At 62.1% G+C, this 16,223-nt stretch carries 16 protein-coding genes; 12 read left to right on the forward strand and 4 right to left on the reverse strand.

Going from position 1 to position 16,223, the window contains the following annotated elements:
• Positions 1 to 24 precede the first annotated feature (24 nt).
• Positions 25 to 351 (reverse strand): YceK/YidQ family lipoprotein, encoded by a 327-nt coding sequence (locus tag AC07NR_RS05705; protein WP_495078029.1) that lies wholly within the window; start codon positions 349 to 351, stop codon positions 25 to 27.
• 40 nt (positions 352 to 391) lie between these two features.
• On the reverse strand, positions 392 to 829 hold the full coding sequence (locus AC07NR_RS05710) for an Lrp/AsnC family transcriptional regulator (protein WP_064381847.1): 438 nt from the start codon (positions 827 to 829) through the stop codon (positions 392 to 394).
• Positions 830 to 968: 139 nt separating this feature from the next.
• Between AC07NR_RS05710 and AC07NR_RS05715 the strand changes: the two genes are divergently transcribed.
• Positions 969 to 1,862, forward strand: coding sequence for a DMT family transporter (locus AC07NR_RS05715; RefSeq protein ID WP_085708257.1), 894 nt, complete (start codon positions 969 to 971; stop codon positions 1,860 to 1,862).
• Positions 1,863 to 1,865: 3 nt separating this feature from the next.
• Here AC07NR_RS05715 and AC07NR_RS05720 read toward each other — a convergent pair whose 3' ends face one another.
• Together AC07NR_RS05720 and AC07NR_RS05725 are read right to left on the reverse strand one after the other, a co-directional pair.
• Positions 1,866 to 2,906: an FUSC family protein gene (locus AC07NR_RS05720; protein ID WP_495078464.1), complete on the reverse strand. Its 1,041-nt coding sequence runs from the start codon at positions 2,904 to 2,906 to the stop codon at positions 1,866 to 1,868.
• A gap of 46 nt (positions 2,907 to 2,952) precedes the next feature.
• Positions 2,953 to 4,578 (reverse strand): NADP-dependent glyceraldehyde-3-phosphate dehydrogenase, encoded by a 1,626-nt coding sequence (locus tag AC07NR_RS05725; RefSeq protein WP_495078030.1) that lies wholly within the window; start codon positions 4,576 to 4,578, stop codon positions 2,953 to 2,955.
• Between the two features lie 266 nt (positions 4,579 to 4,844).
• Between AC07NR_RS05725 and AC07NR_RS05730 the strand changes: the two genes are divergently transcribed.
• The 11 genes from AC07NR_RS05730 to AC07NR_RS05780 all read left to right on the forward strand — a co-directional run bounded on the left by AC07NR_RS05730 (position 4,845) and on the right by AC07NR_RS05780 (position 16,213).
• The gene (locus AC07NR_RS05730; RefSeq protein WP_495078031.1) at positions 4,845 to 5,198 is read left to right on the forward strand and encodes a c-type cytochrome; all 354 of its coding nucleotides are present in this window, start codon (positions 4,845 to 4,847) and stop codon (positions 5,196 to 5,198) included.
• Positions 5,199 to 5,274: 76 nt separating this feature from the next.
• The gene (locus AC07NR_RS05735; protein WP_495078465.1) at positions 5,275 to 6,603 is read left to right on the forward strand and encodes a D-arabinono-1,4-lactone oxidase; all 1,329 of its coding nucleotides are present in this window, start codon (positions 5,275 to 5,277) and stop codon (positions 6,601 to 6,603) included.
• Positions 6,604 to 6,677: 74 nt separating this feature from the next.
• Positions 6,678 to 7,886: a DSD1 family PLP-dependent enzyme gene (locus AC07NR_RS05740; protein WP_305838559.1), complete on the forward strand. Its 1,209-nt coding sequence runs from the start codon at positions 6,678 to 6,680 to the stop codon at positions 7,884 to 7,886.
• Positions 7,887 to 8,091: 205 nt separating this feature from the next.
• Positions 8,092 to 8,703, forward strand: coding sequence for a transposase (locus AC07NR_RS05745; protein WP_423205593.1), 612 nt, complete (start codon positions 8,092 to 8,094; stop codon positions 8,701 to 8,703).
• A 73-nt stretch (positions 8,704 to 8,776) separates the two neighbouring features.
• Positions 8,777 to 10,372, forward strand: coding sequence for a ShlB/FhaC/HecB family hemolysin secretion/activation protein (locus tag AC07NR_RS05750; protein ID WP_134826665.1), 1,596 nt, complete (start codon positions 8,777 to 8,779; stop codon positions 10,370 to 10,372).
• 15 nt (positions 10,373 to 10,387) lie between these two features.
• Entirely contained in the window at positions 10,388 to 12,187 is a 1,800-nt protein-coding gene (locus AC07NR_RS05755) for a DUF2341 domain-containing protein (RefSeq protein ID WP_495078032.1), read from the forward strand.
• A gap of 11 nt (positions 12,188 to 12,198) precedes the next feature.
• Positions 12,199 to 12,624, forward strand: coding sequence for an ExbD/TolR family protein (locus AC07NR_RS05760; protein WP_007955109.1), 426 nt, complete (start codon positions 12,199 to 12,201; stop codon positions 12,622 to 12,624).
• Positions 12,625 to 12,627: 3 nt separating this feature from the next.
• Entirely contained in the window at positions 12,628 to 13,332 is a 705-nt protein-coding gene (locus AC07NR_RS05765) for an energy transducer TonB family protein (RefSeq protein WP_495078033.1), read from the forward strand.
• A gap of 39 nt (positions 13,333 to 13,371) precedes the next feature.
• On the forward strand, positions 13,372 to 15,069 hold the full coding sequence (locus tag AC07NR_RS05770; protein ID WP_495078034.1) for a putative porin: 1,698 nt from the start codon (positions 13,372 to 13,374) through the stop codon (positions 15,067 to 15,069).
• A 17-nt stretch (positions 15,070 to 15,086) separates the two neighbouring features.
• Complete coding sequence (locus tag AC07NR_RS05775; RefSeq protein ID WP_495078035.1) at positions 15,087 to 15,716, forward strand: DNA repair protein; 630 nt, start codon at positions 15,087 to 15,089, stop codon at positions 15,714 to 15,716.
• Positions 15,717 to 15,745: 29 nt separating this feature from the next.
• Positions 15,746 to 16,213, forward strand: coding sequence for a YbjN domain-containing protein (locus AC07NR_RS05780; protein ID WP_495078036.1), 468 nt, complete (start codon positions 15,746 to 15,748; stop codon positions 16,211 to 16,213).
• Positions 16,214 to 16,223: the final 10 nt, after the last annotated feature.

Consider the following 16,223-nt stretch of genomic DNA (forward strand, 5'->3'; position numbering starts at 1 on the left):
TTTTTGTTGTCTGCAAAAACGTGATCAGTTGATGACCATGCTGCCATCGGCGTGCTGCTTGTAAATCGTGTAGGGCAGCAGAAGTGTATCCAGCACCCCGGAAACGGCTCCGTCAACCACCAGCCCGAGGGACGGGTTCTTGTAGTTGAACGCATCGACGTCATCCGGTTTTTCGGCGTGCAGCATGCAGAAGTCGTACGTCACGCCGCTGTAGATGCGCGGTACGGCGCCGCAGTAGGTTTTGTTTGCCTTCAACTGATGGACGTTCGTTTTATCGCTGAGCGCCACGGTCTGTATGGTCCCGCAACCCGCCAGCATCGATGCCGCCAGTATCACTGCCTGAATTTTCATGCCGCGAATCCTTCGCTGGAAAACACTCAATCTACGCCGCTCACGCCATCGGCGGCAATCGTCGTTTGACCGGGGTCTTCTTGACGATCGCGGTATTGGTCTCGGCCAGCGTATTGAGGCGATCGAGCAAGGTATCCAGCTGCTCCATCGACCGCACATGCAGGCGGGCGATGAAACAGTCCTCGCCGGTGACCTTGTCGCACTCGGTGAACTCGGGAATCGACAGGATCTGCCGCTCCACTTCCTGCAACTGCCCCGGTAGCGGTCTTACGCGGACAATCGCCTGCAACTGGTAACCGAAGCACTTCGGGTCGATCTCCACGGTATAGCCCTTGAGCACGCCGCGCTCTTCCAGTCGGCGCAAGCGCTCGGCCACACTCGGTGACGACAGCCCGCTGATCTGCGCCAGGGCTTTGAGCGAACGTCGGGAGTCTTCCATCAAGGCCCCGATCAGGATCTGGTCGATATCGTCGGTCATACAAAAAACTCCCGCATTAGGCAAATGACGCAAACCACCCTTGATAAAAAAGGCGGAATTCGAGTTTAGCCTGCTTTTTGCGCTGGAGAAGCTCCGGTCTCGCTTGGCATACTTTTGCCACACATTAAGGAGATTGATGATGGACAAAACAATCCGTCGCGGCTCATTCGAAATGACCGCTGCCATGCTGATATCCGGGACGATCGGCTGGTTTGTGCTGGTGTCCGGGCAACCGGTGCTGGACGTGGTGTTCTGGCGCTGCGTATTCGGCGCCGGAACGTTATTGCTGATTTGCGCCGCTTTCGGCTTCTTGCGCCCAGGCATTCTGACCCGCACCACGTTCCTGTTGGCGGTACTCAGCGGCATGGCGATTGTCGGCAACTGGGTGCTGTTGTTCGCCTCGTATTCGCGGGCCTCGATTGCCATCGGCACGGCGGTGTACAACGTGCAGCCGTTCATGCTGGTGGGATTGGCCGCGCTGTTTCTTGGCGAGAAGATCACCCTGCAAAAGCTGTTCTGGCTGGCGATTTCGTTTATGGGAATGCTGGCCATCGTCAGTGCCCACGGCGGGCAGGGCGAGGGCGGCAATGATTACCTGATGGGCATCGCGCTGGCGCTGGGGGCGGCGTTTCTGTACGCCATTGCCGCGTTGATCATCAAGCGACTGACTGGCACGCCGCCACACCTGATCGCGCTGATACAGGTCTGCACGGGTGTGTTGCTGCTGGCACCGTTCGCCCACTTGAACGCGCTGCCACAGGCGCCGAGTGCCTGGGCCAGCCTGGTGACGCTGGGCATCGTCCACACCGGTCTGATGTACGTGTTGCTCTACGGCGCGATCCAGAAACTGCCGACGGCACTGACCGGCGCACTGTCGTTCATCTACCCGATTGCTGCGATTTTCGTCGACTGGTTTGCCTTCGGACATCAACTGCAGACCCTGCAATGGATCGGCGTAGCGGCAATCCTGCTGGCCGCCGCCGGCATGCAACAGGGCTGGGGCTTCAAGTCGCGGCGTCTGGCGGCGCAGTGATCCTCAGATGTTCCAGCGCGGTGCGGTCTTCGCCAGGCGCTGGCGCATTTCGCCGATGTTGGACGCCAGTTGCCGGGTCAGCAGACGGTAACCGTCGAGAGGGCTGTAGACCGGCGCATCAAGGCTGGCGTCCGGCAATTCCACCGGGCGCCCGAGACGCTGGGTTGCACCGGTTTTCAAGGCTCGGGCCATGCCGATCAGTTGCACGCGAATCTGCCGGTGCTCGGCCTTCAAGGCCGATTGCAGATGCGCCATCGCTTCAGGATCGTTGGTGTCCGGCCGGGTATTGCCGAGTATTTCCAGGGTGCTGATGCACATGCGCAGGTTGCGCTGGATCGCATCCAGTTCGGTCATCGACACCTTCACTTCCTTGGACACCGACGGCATCAGTGAGCGCAGTTGCACCATCACCGTGTTCAGCCGGCCCATCAGTTTCAAGTGTTCATCGGCCGAAACCGGTTCACCGCTGATGATCCGCCCGTACACCGTGGCGCAATCGCGCAATGCATCGGCCAGGTTGTAGCGCCACGAGTACACCGCGTATAGCGGCAGGGCGAAGGAAAAGGCCAGGGCCAGGGCGATACCGATCAGGATATCGACCCCACGCCACAGCCCGTCGGTGATCGGGTTGTCGCCATGCCCGGCAACAATGAAAACGGTGATGGCGGAGAGCAGGGCGGTATAGCCACCCTTGCCGATGGCGTGATACGAGAAGAATCCGCACACCACCGCCATCGCGAAATAGGTCAGCCATGGCATTCCCAGCCAGGCCTGTTGCGCCACCAGCAACAAACCGACGCCGGCGCCGATCAAGGTGCCAGTGGCGCGTTCGGCGGCTTTCTTGCCGATGTTGCCGTGGTGCTGCAAACCGCCGATCACCACCAGCATGGTCACCGATGCCCACTCGCCGTGGGGCAGGTTGATGCCGGTGGTCAGCAGGATCGTCGCCAGCAACCCCAGTGCCACCCGCACCGAATGAATCAACCGCGCGTGCCGGTAGCGACGGTACGGGTCCAGCAACGGCCGCAGAATCCGCCGCAACAGCGGCGGCCAGCGGTGAGGGCTGAAAGTGCTCAGCGGTGATTCCTCCTCAGAAGATGTAATCGGTAGCGATGAAATTCGAATCGCGCCCGCGAATGATTTCGCTGATCAGGTCCTTGTTGGGCTCCTGGAACTTGGTTGCCACCAGCGTACGGATCGAAAACACCCGCAGCGCATCGTGTACCGACAGCGTGCCTTCGGCGGAGTTCTTGCGACCGTTGAACGGATAGGTGTCCGGGCCGCGCTGGCACTGGGCGTTGAGGTTGATCCGCCCGACCTGGTTGGCGAAGGTGTCGACCAAACGGCCGACCGCTACCGGGTTGGTGCCGAAGATGCTCAGTTGCTGGCCGAAGTCCGATTCCAGCACGTAGTCGATCACGGTATCGAGGTGACGGTACGGCACGATCGGCACTACCGGGCCGAACTGCTCTTCCTGATACACGCGCATCTGCGGTGTCACCGGGTACAGCACCGCCGGATAGAAGAACGATTCGCGCGATTCGCCGCCATTCGGGTTGACCACCTGGGCGCCCTTGCTTTGCGCATCGGCGACCAGGCCGTGCAAGTAATCGACCTTGCCCGACTCCGGCAGCGGCGTCAGCGACACGCCGTTGTCCCACGGCATGCCCGGTTTAAGGCTGGCCAGTTTCGCGTTGAATTTCTCGATGAAGCTATCCACTACATCTTCATGAACGAACAGGATTTTCAACGCAGTGCAGCGCTGGCCGTTGAACGACAGGGAGCCGGTGACGGCTTCGCTGACCGCGTTGTCCAGATCCACTTCCGGCAGAACGATGCCGGGGTTTTTCGCGTCCAGCCCCAGTGCGGCGCGCAAACGGTGCGGTTTCGGGTGCAGTTTCTTCAGGTCGCTGGCGGCCTTGTTGGTGCCAATGAACGCGAAGATGTCGATCTTGCCGCTGGCCATCAGCGCGCTGACGGTCTCGCGGCCACTGCCGTAAATCACGTTGATCACGCCGGTCGGGAAGCTGTCGCGGAAGGCTTCGAGCAGCGGACGGATCAGCAGCACGCCGAGCTTGGCCGGTTTGAACACCACGGTGTTGCCCATGATCAGCGCCGGTATCAGCGTGGTGAAGGTTTCGTTCAACGGATAGTTGTAAGGCCCCATGCACAGCGCCACGCCGAGCGGTACGCGGCGGATCTGGCCGAGGGTGTCCTGTTCCAGTTCAAAACGGCTGGAGCGGCGGTCGAGTTCTTTCAGCGCATTGATGGTGTCGACGATGTAGTCGCAGGTGCGGTCGAACTCTTTTTCCGAGTCCTTGAGGTTCTTGCCGATTTCCCACATCAGCAGCTTGACCACGGCGTCGCGCTGCTGGCGCATGCGCCCGAGGAAGGCTTCGACGTGCTGGATACGTTCGGCCACGCGCATGGTCGGCCACAGACCCTGGCCCCGGTCATAGGCGCGCACGGCGGCGTCGAGGGCGGTGAGGGCGGTGTCGGCGTCCAGCAGCGGCGTACTGCCGAGGATCACTTGTTCATCGCCGTTTTCGCCGTGCAGATAGACCGGGCTGCGCACGGTGGCGAGGGGGCCATCCCAGCGGCGCAACTGGCCATCGACCAGGTATTCGCGTTGTTCGACCTGACCGTCGAGGCGGTATTTTTCCGGGATGTCGCTGACAGAAGGGAACAGATTGCCAAGGATGTTTGCTGTGGTCATGTCGCTACCCTGCTTGCCAATTGAAAAGTCTGTACAGGTTATACGCCTGAACGCGCTGCAATTTAAACCCGCAAATGTCACGCGAATGTCACGCAAAGGCGCAGGGCAGAGGGCTCAGCAAAAATGCCACCGTTTAGCCGATGCCGAGAGGCATCCCGACTGTCCCCGTTTGCCCCCTTCACTGGCCCGCATTGCCCTCAACCCGACGCCGTCGCTGCCTTAAGGTGTGATCACAACAATAAGTGGCACCCCACGCGAGGATCGTTATGCGGGCATCCCGAATCATGTTGCCGCTGATGCTGGCCGCTGCACTGGCCGGCTGTGGCGAAGACCCTAAACCCCCGGCCAGTACCAACAACGCCATGCCCAAAGACCCGGCGCTGGCGCAGATCTACGCCAACAGCTGCCAGCTCTGCCATGCCAACCCCGCCGCCAATGCGCCGCTGACCGGTGACCGCAAGGCCTGGGAGCCGCGCATCCAGCAGGGCGCCGACACGCTGCTCGACCACGCCATCAATGGCTACAACGGCATGCCGCCGATGGGCCAGTGCGTCGAGTGCTCGGAAGAACAATTTTTTCAGTTGATCGGCTTCATGGCCGATCAGCCGCTGCCACAATAAGGGTGCGCGCATGACGATGGATCTGACTCGACGTCAGCTGTTGCAACGGGCAAGCATCGTCGGCGCTTTCAGTGCGCTGGCGACGAATCCGGCCTTGGGCCAATTGATGCGCGCGCCCCGGTTGATCCCGTGGCGCAACTGGTCGGGCGGGCAGAGTTGCCTGCCGGCGGCGCGAGTGGCGCCAAAGAATCTGGATGAACTGACGGCGGTGATCCGGCAGGCATCGGGCAAGATTCGTCCGGTCGGCTCGGCACATTCCTTCAGCGCATTGGTGCCCACCGACGGCACATTGCTGTCGCTCAGCTACTTCAACGGCATGCTCGATCACGACCCGAAAACCCTGCAAGCCGAATTCGCCGCCGGCACGCCGATGTCGCGCATGGGCACGCCGCTCAAGGACGTCGGCCAGGCCCTGCAAAACATGGCCGACATCGACTACCAGACCCTCGCCGGCGCGATTTCCACCTCGACCCACGGCACCGGCAAAACCTTCCAGTCCTATTCAGCCCACGTCTGCGGCATGCAACTGGTGACCGCCAGCGGCGAGGTGCTGGATTGTGACAGCCAGCGTCATCCCGAAGTGTTCAACGCCGCCCGGGTATCCCTCGGCGCATTGGGCGTGGCCACCAAAATCCGTCTGCAAAACCGCCCGGCCTACCGCCTGCGCGAGCGCCAGTGGATCGCCAAGACCGAAGAATTGCTGGAAGACATCGACAAGAACACGAGCGAAAACCAGCACTGGGAAATGCTCGTCGTCACCCATTCCGACTACGCCCTGTCGATTGCCCTCAACGAAACCACCGACCCGGCCACGCCGCCGATCCCGCCTGAAGAGGAGGGCGGCAACGAGTTCGTGACCCTGATCGAGAAGATCGACAAGTACGGCAGCGACTTCCCGGGCCTGCGCAGTTCGCTGCTCAACAGCCTGCGGCATCTGGCGAGTTTCGAGGATCGGGTGGGCGACTCGTTCGACATCTACGCCAACGTGCGCACCGTGCGCTTCAACGAAATGGAATACTCGGTGCCCGCCGAACATGGCCCGGCGTGCCTGCGCGAGATTCTCAAGCTGATCCGCGACAAGGACCTGCGCACCTGGTTTCCCATCGAGTACCGCTACGTCAAGGCCGACGACATTCCTTTGAGCATGTTCGAAGGTCGCGACAGCTGCTCGATCTCGGTCCACCAGCATTACCAGATGGACCATCACAACTTCTTCGCAGCCGTCGAGCCGATCTTCTGGAAGTACAACGGCCGCCCGCACTGGGGCAAGTTGCACACGCTCAACGCCCGCACGTTGCAGACGTTGTACCCGCGCTGGCAGGAATTCATTCAGGTACGCCAGGCGCTGGACCCGAGCGGCAAGTTTCTCAACGGACATCTGTCGTCGATTCTGGGGGTGAGCTGATGGCGGTCAATCGACGTAATTTCGTACTCGGTACTTTGGGTGTCGGCGCGCTGCTCGTGGGCGTCGGTGCGTGGCTGCGGCCGGGGGATCGCGGCGGGCCTTACAGTGAGTATTTCCGGGCGCTGAACAACGAGCTCAAGACCAAAGGTCCGATGCGCCCGGTGTTGTTGATCGATCTGGATCGCCTCGACCACAACATCGACGTGGTGATGGGGTCGGTGAAACGCAGCGGCAAGCACCTGCGCCTGGTGGAGAAATCGCTGCCGTCGCCGGGGCTGCTCAGCTACATCGGCCAACGGGCCGGGACGCAACGGTTGATGTCGTTTCATCAGCCGTTTCTCAATCACGATGCACAGGTCTATCCGCAGTCCGACATCCTGCTCGGCAAGCCGTTGCCGGTCCGTTCTGCCGAGCTGTTCTACCAGACCCACAAAGGCCCGTTCGACCCGGCGAAACAACTGCAATGGCTGATCGACAACCCCGAACGCCTGCAGCAATACCTCGCGCTGGCCCAAGGACTGGGCACCCGAATGCGGATCAACATCGAACTGGACGTCGGCCTGCACCGGGGCGGGGTCAGTGACGTGAACGTGCTCGGGCAGATGCTCGCGCTGATCGCCGCCAACCCGCAGCACCTGGAATTCGCCGGGTTCATGGGCTACGACCCGTTCGTGGGCATGGGCGTGCCGGGGATTCTCGGTTCGCCCGAGGAATTGTTCGCCAAAGTGATGGTGATTTATCAGCGCTGCGTCGATTTCACCCGGCAGCAATACCCGGCCCTGTGGCATGACGGCTTGTGCCTGAACACCGCCGGCAGCCCGAGTTATCGCATGCATGAAAACGAAACCCTGAGCAGTGAAGTGTCGGTGGGCACGGCGATGCTCAAGCCGACTCACTACGATCTGCCGTCACTGGTCGAACATGTGCCTGCCACGTACATCGCCACGCCGGTATTGAAAAGCACCGGCGCGGTGAACATCCCGGCACTGGATGACAAGTCGAAACTGTTTTCGTGGTGGGACGCCAACCAGCGCCAGACTTTCTTTATCTATGGCGGCAACTGGATGGCCGAGTTCGAGTCGCCGCCGGGACTTCAGAGCAATGGTGTTTACGGGCGCAGCTCGAATCAGGAGATGGTCAATGGTTCGAATGCCGTGGGGCTGACGGTGGAGGATCAGGTGTTCCTGAGACCAACCCAGACTGAAGCCGTCCTGTTGCAATTCGGCGACTTGCTGGCGGTACGTGGCGGCAAGATCGTCGATACCTGGCCGGTTTATTCCTGACGTTAAATCACGACGAAAACCTGTGGGAACCAGCCCGTTCCCACAGGTTTTTTTATGCCCGCCGTTTCCCGATCAAATTCTGTAATGAAGCTTTTATGACAAAAGTTCGGTAGCACATCGCCAGTCCGGTCATGCCTATGTAACGCGCTTGAGGGGCCCTTTGGGCGCTTTTCACAAGCCGAGGCGGGACGCCGGGAGTGAGGCAATGGGGACTATGGAACGCTACTCGAAAGTGGGCATGCAGGAACTCGATCAACGCCTGTCGAAGATCGTCGAAGCTGCGCGCAAGAAGCCGGTTTCGGTGTATCGCTACGGTGCGCCGTGGGTCTGGATCGTGTCGCAGGATGACTGGCAGGGTGCCTTGAAAGAGGTCTCCAGCTACATTCCGCCGGGTCATTCGCTGGTGCTGCTGCGCCCGCAGATCGACGACCTGTTCGACGCCCACGCCGATCTCCTGCACGAGCTCAACGCCCGGCCCGGCATGCTGATCCCGGCGCAAACGGTCATGCACATCCTGCTCCTGCAACTGTTGTATTCGGTGCCGAGCGAGCAGCAGTTGTTCGAACAACTCAATTACAACCTGCTGTTTCGCTGGTTCGTCGGCCTGGGCCTGAACCAGAAAGTCTGGAGCTACAACGTCCTCAGTCGCGACATCGCCACGCTGCTCAATGAGCCCCGTGCGGTGCTGCTCATTCAGAAAATCATCGGCGAAGTGTTCTGCGGTGCCTTGCTGCAAATGCCCGAGTTCTCCTTGAACTTCGCGCTGCTGCACACCTGGCTCGGCAAGCACGCCTGCGCCCCGCACGTCAGCAACTGACGGCGGCCAGCAACCGACGCAATACACAGGGCGCCGAGACGCCAACAGGTCATCGCGAATTTCAGGGGGTAGTGTGGAGCAGATTTTCACGTCACGGCTGGCGCTGTGGGGCTGGCTGCTGGTGACGGCCGGCGTGCAGCCGGCGTTCGCCGAGGAGGCCGCAAACGCAGGTGCGCAGCGTCTGGTGGACGTCAACGAATACTTCGTGCGCGGCAACACCGTGCTCGATGCCCGGGCCATCGAAGAGGCGGTGTACCCGTTCCTCGGCCCGCAAAAAGCCCTGAGCGACATCGAAGGTGCGCGGGACGCCTTGCAGAAGGTCTATCAGGAACGCGGCTATCAATCGGTGTTCGTCGAACTGCCGGAGCAGGCAGTGGCCGACGGCATCGTCTACCTGCAAGTCAGCGAAACCAAAGTCGGCCGGGTGCGGGTGGTCGGCGCCAAACACTATTCGCCGCTGGATATTCGCGACAACGTCCCGGCGCTGAAGGAAGGCGAGGTGCCGGACTTCGCCAAGGTCCAGGGCGAACTGGCGCAACTCAACAAGACCCCGGGCCGGCAGGTGATGCCGCTGGTGCGCGAGGGGCAGCGCCCCGGCACCATGGACGTCGATCTGCAGGTCGAAGACCAGAACCCGTGGACCGCCAGCGTGGGTCTGAACAACGACTACAGCGCCGACACCGAAAAACTCCGTGCCGTCACCAGCCTCGGTTACAACAACCTCTGGCAACTCGGCCACAGCATCAACCTGACCTACTTCACCGCGCCGCAGGACACCGACAACGCCAAGGTCTGGTCCGGCTCGTACACCGCGCCGCTGACCGACCGCTGGAGCGTGCAGTTCTCCGGTTACCAGTCCGACAGCAACGTCGCCACCATCGGCGGCAGCAATGTGCTCGGCAAGGGCCATTCCTACGGTGTGTCGGCGATCTACACCATCCCTTCCAGTGGCAGTTGGTCGAACTCGCTGTCGGCCGGCATCGACTTCAAGGACTTCGACGAACGCCTGACCCTGTCCGGCGAGAGCGACAAGGTGCCGCTGAAATACGCGCCGTTCACCTTCGCCTACAACGGCTATCGCTACACCGAAAAAAGCCAGCTCGGCCTCGGCCTGAGCCTCGTTGCGGCCACCCGCAGCATTTTCGGCTACGGCAGCTCCGACGAAGAATTCGACTACAAACGCTACCGCGCCAAGCCGAGTTTCGCCGTGCTCAAGGGCGATACCAGTTTCACCTGGACCTTCGACAACGACTGGCAGAGCGCGAGTAAAGCCGCGTTCCAGCTGGCGTCGGGGCCACTGGTTTCCAACGAACAATTCTCTGCCGGCGGCGCGACCTCGGTACGCGGTTATCTGGCCGCCGAACGCACCGGTGATGACGGCGTGCTGCTCAGTCAGGAAGTCCGCACACCGTCGCTGGCCCGGTACGCCGGCACCTGGATGCAGGACTGGCGCTTCTACGCCTTCGCCGAAGGCGCGCAACTCTACCTGCGCGACGAACTGCCGGACCAGGATGCCAGTTACGCCCTGGCCAGTGTCGGCCTCGGCACCCGCGCCAGCCTGAGCAAATGGCTGTCCGGCAGCGTCGACTGGGGCTACCCGCTACTCGAAGGGCCGAACACCTCGAAACAGGAATCGCGCCTGCACTTCAACCTACAGGCCACTTTCTAACAAGGAGCACTTTCCATGCAGCGCCTATTCCTTTCGTTGTTGATCTGCCTGGGCTTCGTGCTCCCGGCCACGGCTCAGGCCTGGTGGCAGGACGACTGGCATTACCGCAAACAGATCGCCGTCGACACCACGCCGCAAGGCGCCGGGATCAATCAGGCACTCGGCCGTACCGCGCTGCTGGTGCGCCTGCACACCGGTAATTTCACCTTTGACGGCGTGAAAGAGGACGGCTCGGACCTGCGCTTCGTCGCCGCCGATGACAAGACCGTGCTCAACCACCAGATCGAAAGCTTCGACGCGCTGATGGGCATGGCGCTGATCTGGGTCGATGTGCCGAATGTCGAGGGCGGTCAGCGCCAGGACATCTGGATGTACTACGGCAACCAGAAAGCGCCGGCCACCGGCAACGGTCAGCTCACATTCGATCCGAATTACACCGCGCTCTATCACTTCGAAGGCGCCACCGGCACCCCGGCCAAAGACACCACCGCCTACGGCAACACCGCGCAGAGCGCGACCGGCGCCGCGATCGACGGCGTAGTAGGGCGGGCCTTGCAGTTCAGCGGTCAGCCATTGCTGCTGCCGGCCAGTCCGTCGTTGCAGCACAACGCCGGTAGCGCCTTCACCTTTAGTGCGTGGCTGCGACTGGATCAGGCCAACGGCGAGCAACTGATCCTGGCCCGCCGCGAAGGCACCAACAGCCTGCTGGTCGGTGTGAACCAGGGCGTGCCGTTCGTGGAGATCGACGGCCAGCGTGCGGTGGCCACTCAACCGCTGAATCCGGGTCAATGGCAACACGTTGCCCTGACCGCTGAAGGTTCGAAGGTGACGCTGTACATCAACGGTCGCGAAGGTGCGACGCTGGCTCAAGCGATGCCGGCGTTCAACTCGGTCATGGCCATCGGCGCCGACCTGCACGAAGGTCCTTTCCAGCCGTTCGTGGGCGCCATCGACGAACTGCGCCTGTCGAAAGTCGCCCGTCCGGCACCGCTGTTGCTGGCCGACGCCACTTCCCAGGGCGCCGAGTCGAAACTGGTCGCCTATGGCGTCGATGAAGAACAGTCCGGTTTCGGTTTCGGCAGCCTCGGCTTCCTGCTCAATGCCGTGCCGGTAGACGCCTGGGTGATCATCGCGGTGCTGGTGCTGATGATGTTCCAGTCGTGGATCATCATGCTGCGCAAGAACCGCACCCTGAGTCGCGTGACTTCGGCCAACGAAGACTTCCGCGTGCAGTTCGCCAAGGTCGGCACGCGCCTGGAGATGTTCGCCGACGACACGCAACTTGCCCAGCGTCTGCAGCACTCGCCGCTGTGGCGCCTGTACCAGGTGGCGGTGAAGGAGATCCGCACCCGCCGCGAGCAGGGCGCCGATACCTCGTCCGTCTCCGCCGCGACCATCGAAGCCATCCGCTGCTCCATGGACGGCGTGCGCACCCGGGAAAACCAGCAACTGAGCTCGAAACTCTCGACCCTGTCCAACGCCATCGCCGGCGGCCCGTACATCGGCCTGCTCGGCACCGTGCTGGGGATCATGGTGGTGTTCCTCGGCACGGCCATGGCCGGTGACGTGAACATCAACGCCATTGCGCCGGGTATGGCGGCCGCGTTGCTCGCCACGGCCATGGGCCTGTTCGTCGCGATCCCGGCGCTGTTTGGCTACAACCGCCTGATCACCCGCAACAAGGAAGTCAGCGCCGACATGCGCGTGTTCGTCGACGAGTTCATCACCCGTCTGGCGGAGATGCACGGCGAAGGCCAGTCCAGTGAAGCGGCGCATCAGCGCGGTCATCACGCCAACCACTCCGTACCGGCCTGAGGAGCACTGACATGGCGTCCGTAAATGCCTCCCACGACGATGATGAAGATGCAGCGGTAGACAGCATCAACATCACGCCACTGGTGGACGTGCTGATGGTGGTGCTGGTGATGTTCATCCTCACCGCCACCGCGCAGGTCTCCGGGATCCAGATCAACCTGCCCAAGGCCAGCGCCGCGGTGTCGCTGTCCGAGGCCAAGACCAAGGCGATTTCGGTCAACGACGGCGGTCAGGTGTTCCTCGACGCCTACCCGGTGACCCTGCCGGAGCTGGAAGAACGCCTGCGCATCGAGAAGGCGCAGAACCCGGACTTTCCGGTGATCGTGCGCGGCGACGCCACGGTGCAGTACCAGAAGGTCATCGAAGTGCTGGATCTGTTGCGCCGGCTCGAACTGTCCCAGGTCGGTCTCGTCACCGGCAAACCGACGCAGGGCTGAGTCATGACTGCACAGATGCCAATCGAACCGCTGCCGGTGAAGAAGTCGCCAGTGCGCTACGCGAAGTGGGGCGCCGGGCTGATCCTAGGCGCACTTGCCGCGTGGTTCCTGTGGCAGTGGGCCAACGACATGAGCGGCATCCGCCGGGAAGCGCCGAAGGTGCCGACGATCATTCCGTTGCCGCCACCGCCACCTCCGCCGCCGGAAAAACCGCCGGAGCCGGAAACCCCGGTGGAAGAAAAAGTCGTCGAGCCGGAGCCGACCCCCGAACCACAGGAAGTGAAACCCGAGGAAGAAGCGCCGCCATCGCCGGCGGACGACCTGGCCAACCCGATGCAAATGGACGGCGACGCCCAGAGCGGCAACGACGCCTTCAACATCGGCGCGGGCAAGGGCGGCGGCATGGCCGGCGCCGGTGGTGGGCGCGTGGGCAACGGCACCTACAGCCAGTTCCTCGCGTTCACTTTCCAGAAGCTGCTGCGCGAGAACCCCGACCTGCGCAACCTCGCATTTTCGTTGCAGGCCGATGTCTGGCTGAGCGGCGTCGGCGAGATCACCCGGGTCGAACTGGTCAAGTCCAGCGGCAACCCCGAGATCGACAGTCAGGTGCTGGCCGCGTTGCGTAACGCGCCGCATCTGAGCGAACGGCCACCGGCCTCCATCACCTTGCCTGTGCGCATGTCCCTGCAAGGGCGGCGTCCGGGTTAACCGAATTCATAAAGCTGTATGAAAAGGAGTTGTGTGCAGATGATTTCCAACGTGAATCGATTGTCCCTGGCGGTCGGCATGGTCATCGCGACCCTGGTCGGTCAGGCCGCGGCAGCGCCTGCGCCCTCGGAGAACGCCACGATCAATCTGATCCGCTTGCTGGTCGAGCAGGGCATTCTGAAACAGGACAAGGCCGACGCGCTGATCGCCCAGGCCCAGAACGAAGCCGCCCAGGCCAAGCAGGCCGCGGCGTCTACCGCTGTGGCGGCCGGGCCGGTCGCCGCACCGGGCGATGTGCGGGTGCAATACGTGCCGGCCGCAGTGCGCGATCAGATCCGCGATCAGGTCAAGGCTGAAGTCATGGCCACCGCCAAGCAGGAAAACTGGGCCGCGCCCAACACCTTCCCGGACTGGGCGTCGCGCATCAGCTTCGACGGCGACATTCGCCTGCGCGACGAATCGCGCTACTACTCGGGCAGCAACAGCAACGAAATCGTCGACTTCGCCCGGCTCAACAACAACGGCCCCTACGACGTGAACCCCAACAGCAGCACCGCGTTGCCGCCGTTGCTCAACACCCGTGAAGACCGCACCAACCTGTTCCGCCTGCGCGCCCGGCTGGGCATGAAAGCGGTGATTTCGCCGGAATGGACTGCCGGTATCCGCATCGGCACCGGCTCGGACAACAACCCGGTGTCGACCACCCAGAGCCTTGGCGGCGGTTTTGCCAAAAAGGACATCTGGCTCGATCAGGGTTACCTGACCTGGAAGCCGTCGGATGAACTGACCCTGACCGGTGGCCGCTTCGCCAACCCGTTCATGTCCACCGACATGCTGTATTCCAACGACCTGAACTTCGACGGTGTGGCGGCGATCTTCGACCACAAGCTCAGCCGCGACTGGGGCGTGTTCGGCACCGTCGGCGCGTTCCCGGTGGATTACACCAGCGACACCACCACCAGCAACGGCTTCGACAAGGAAGAAAGCGACAACAAATGGCTGTACGGCGCGCAGGTCGGCGCCAAGTGGGCGATCAACAGCAACAACCGCTTGAAAGGTGCGCTGGCTTACTACCGCTTCGAAGACATACAGGGCCAGCGCTCCAGCCCTTGCGAACCGTGGGCCGGCGCGCCGGGCTGCGACAGCGACGGCACCCGCGCGGCGTTCATGCAGAAGGGCAACAGCGTGTTCCTGCTGCGCGACATCACGCCGAACCCGCTCAACCCGAGCACCACGCCACAACCTCAATTCGTCGGCCTGGCGTCGGAGTTCAACCTGCTGGACCTGAACCTGGTCTGGGACGCCGACCTGCCTGCCGACTTCAAACTGCGCAGCCAGGGCAACTACATCCACAACCTCGGCTACGACGAAGGCGACATGCGCAAGCGTTCGGCCGGGCAACTGGTCAACAACCTCGACAGCAGCGGCAACATCGAAAGCGGCGCCAATGCGTGGATGGTGCAGTTCACCCTCGGCAACGCGCTGGACCTGAAGAAGCAGGGCGACTGGAACCTGTTCGCCGGCTACAAGTACATCCAGCCGGATGCCTTGCCGGACGGCTTCAACGACTCGTCGTTCCACCTCGGCGGCACCAACGCCAAGGGCTACATCCTCGGGGGCAACTACGGTCTGGCGAAGAACGTCTACGCCACCGGCCGCTGGATGAGCACCGAAGCGGTGTATGGCGCGCCGTTCGACATCGACGTCTTGCAGCTCGAGATCAACACGCGCTTCTAAGGCGCCGGGAGAGGGTTATGAACGCGCGATTTTTAGTGTTGGGTCTGGGCTTGATAGTCGCCAGCGGGGCCAGCGCCGAAGGCATGGAGGAACGCCTGCGCACGCAATTGCGCAGCACCACCCAGCAGTTGCAAACCCTGCAAAGCCAGCAGGCCCAGGCCAGCGCCGCGCAACTGGCGGCGCAGAACGAAGCCAAGGCAGCGCAGGCGCAAATCAAGCAATTGACCGCCGAACTGGCCAAGGCCAAAGGCCTCGCCGAGCAACTGGCCGGGCAGCAACAGAGCCTGCACAGCCAGGCCCAGGCGCAGGTGGCGGCCAGCAACGAGCAGACCGGCAAGTTCAAGAAGGCCTATGACGAGCTGTTGGTCATGGCCCGTGCCAAAGAGGCAGAACGGTCTAAGCTTCAAGCGCAATTGGCCGAACGTGAAACACAAGTGCAGCAATGTTCGGTCAAGAATCAGCAAATGTACGGCGTGGCCAAGCAGATCCTTACCGCCTACGAAAACATCGATGTGGCCGAGGTGATGAAGATCCGCCAGCCCTTCGCCGGCAGCGCCCGGGTCAAGTTCGATGAACTGGCTCAAGGCTTCGGCGATGACCTGTACAAGACACAATTCGATGCGCCGCAAGCCGCGATCGCGCACTGATTAAAAGACTCATAGACAAGGAAGAAGTAATGACTCAATTGATCTCCCACGTATCCCCGCAATCCCTGACCGAAGTGCTGCAAGCCGCCGGTTATCGCGTCAACCAGACCGAACAGAACGGCATCGTTCAACTGCTCAGTGCCAGTCAGGGCATCGGTTATGCCGTGCGTTTCGGCAACCCGGCGGTGGTAGAGCAGGGCAGCTACGTCGACTTCACCTTCAGCTGCGCACTGCGCGTACAGGGTGAGCTGCCGGCGGGTGTGGCCGAGCAGTGGAACGCGACCCGTCGGTTTGCCCGGTTGTCGTTGCAGGGCGAGTTTCTGGTGATGGAAATGGATGTGGTGGTGGCCGCTGGCGTCAGCGGCGATTACCTGCGCGGCAATCTGGAGCTGTGGGATCGCCTGCTTCAGGAATTCATCGTGTACCTGCGTGATTTCACCCAGAACGCCGCTGCCGCTCAGGCTCCAAAGGTTGAGCAAGAGGAAGTCGCGCTGTGACGAAACCTGC

The organism is Pseudomonas sp. GW821-FHT09C09, from assembly GCF_059418105.1.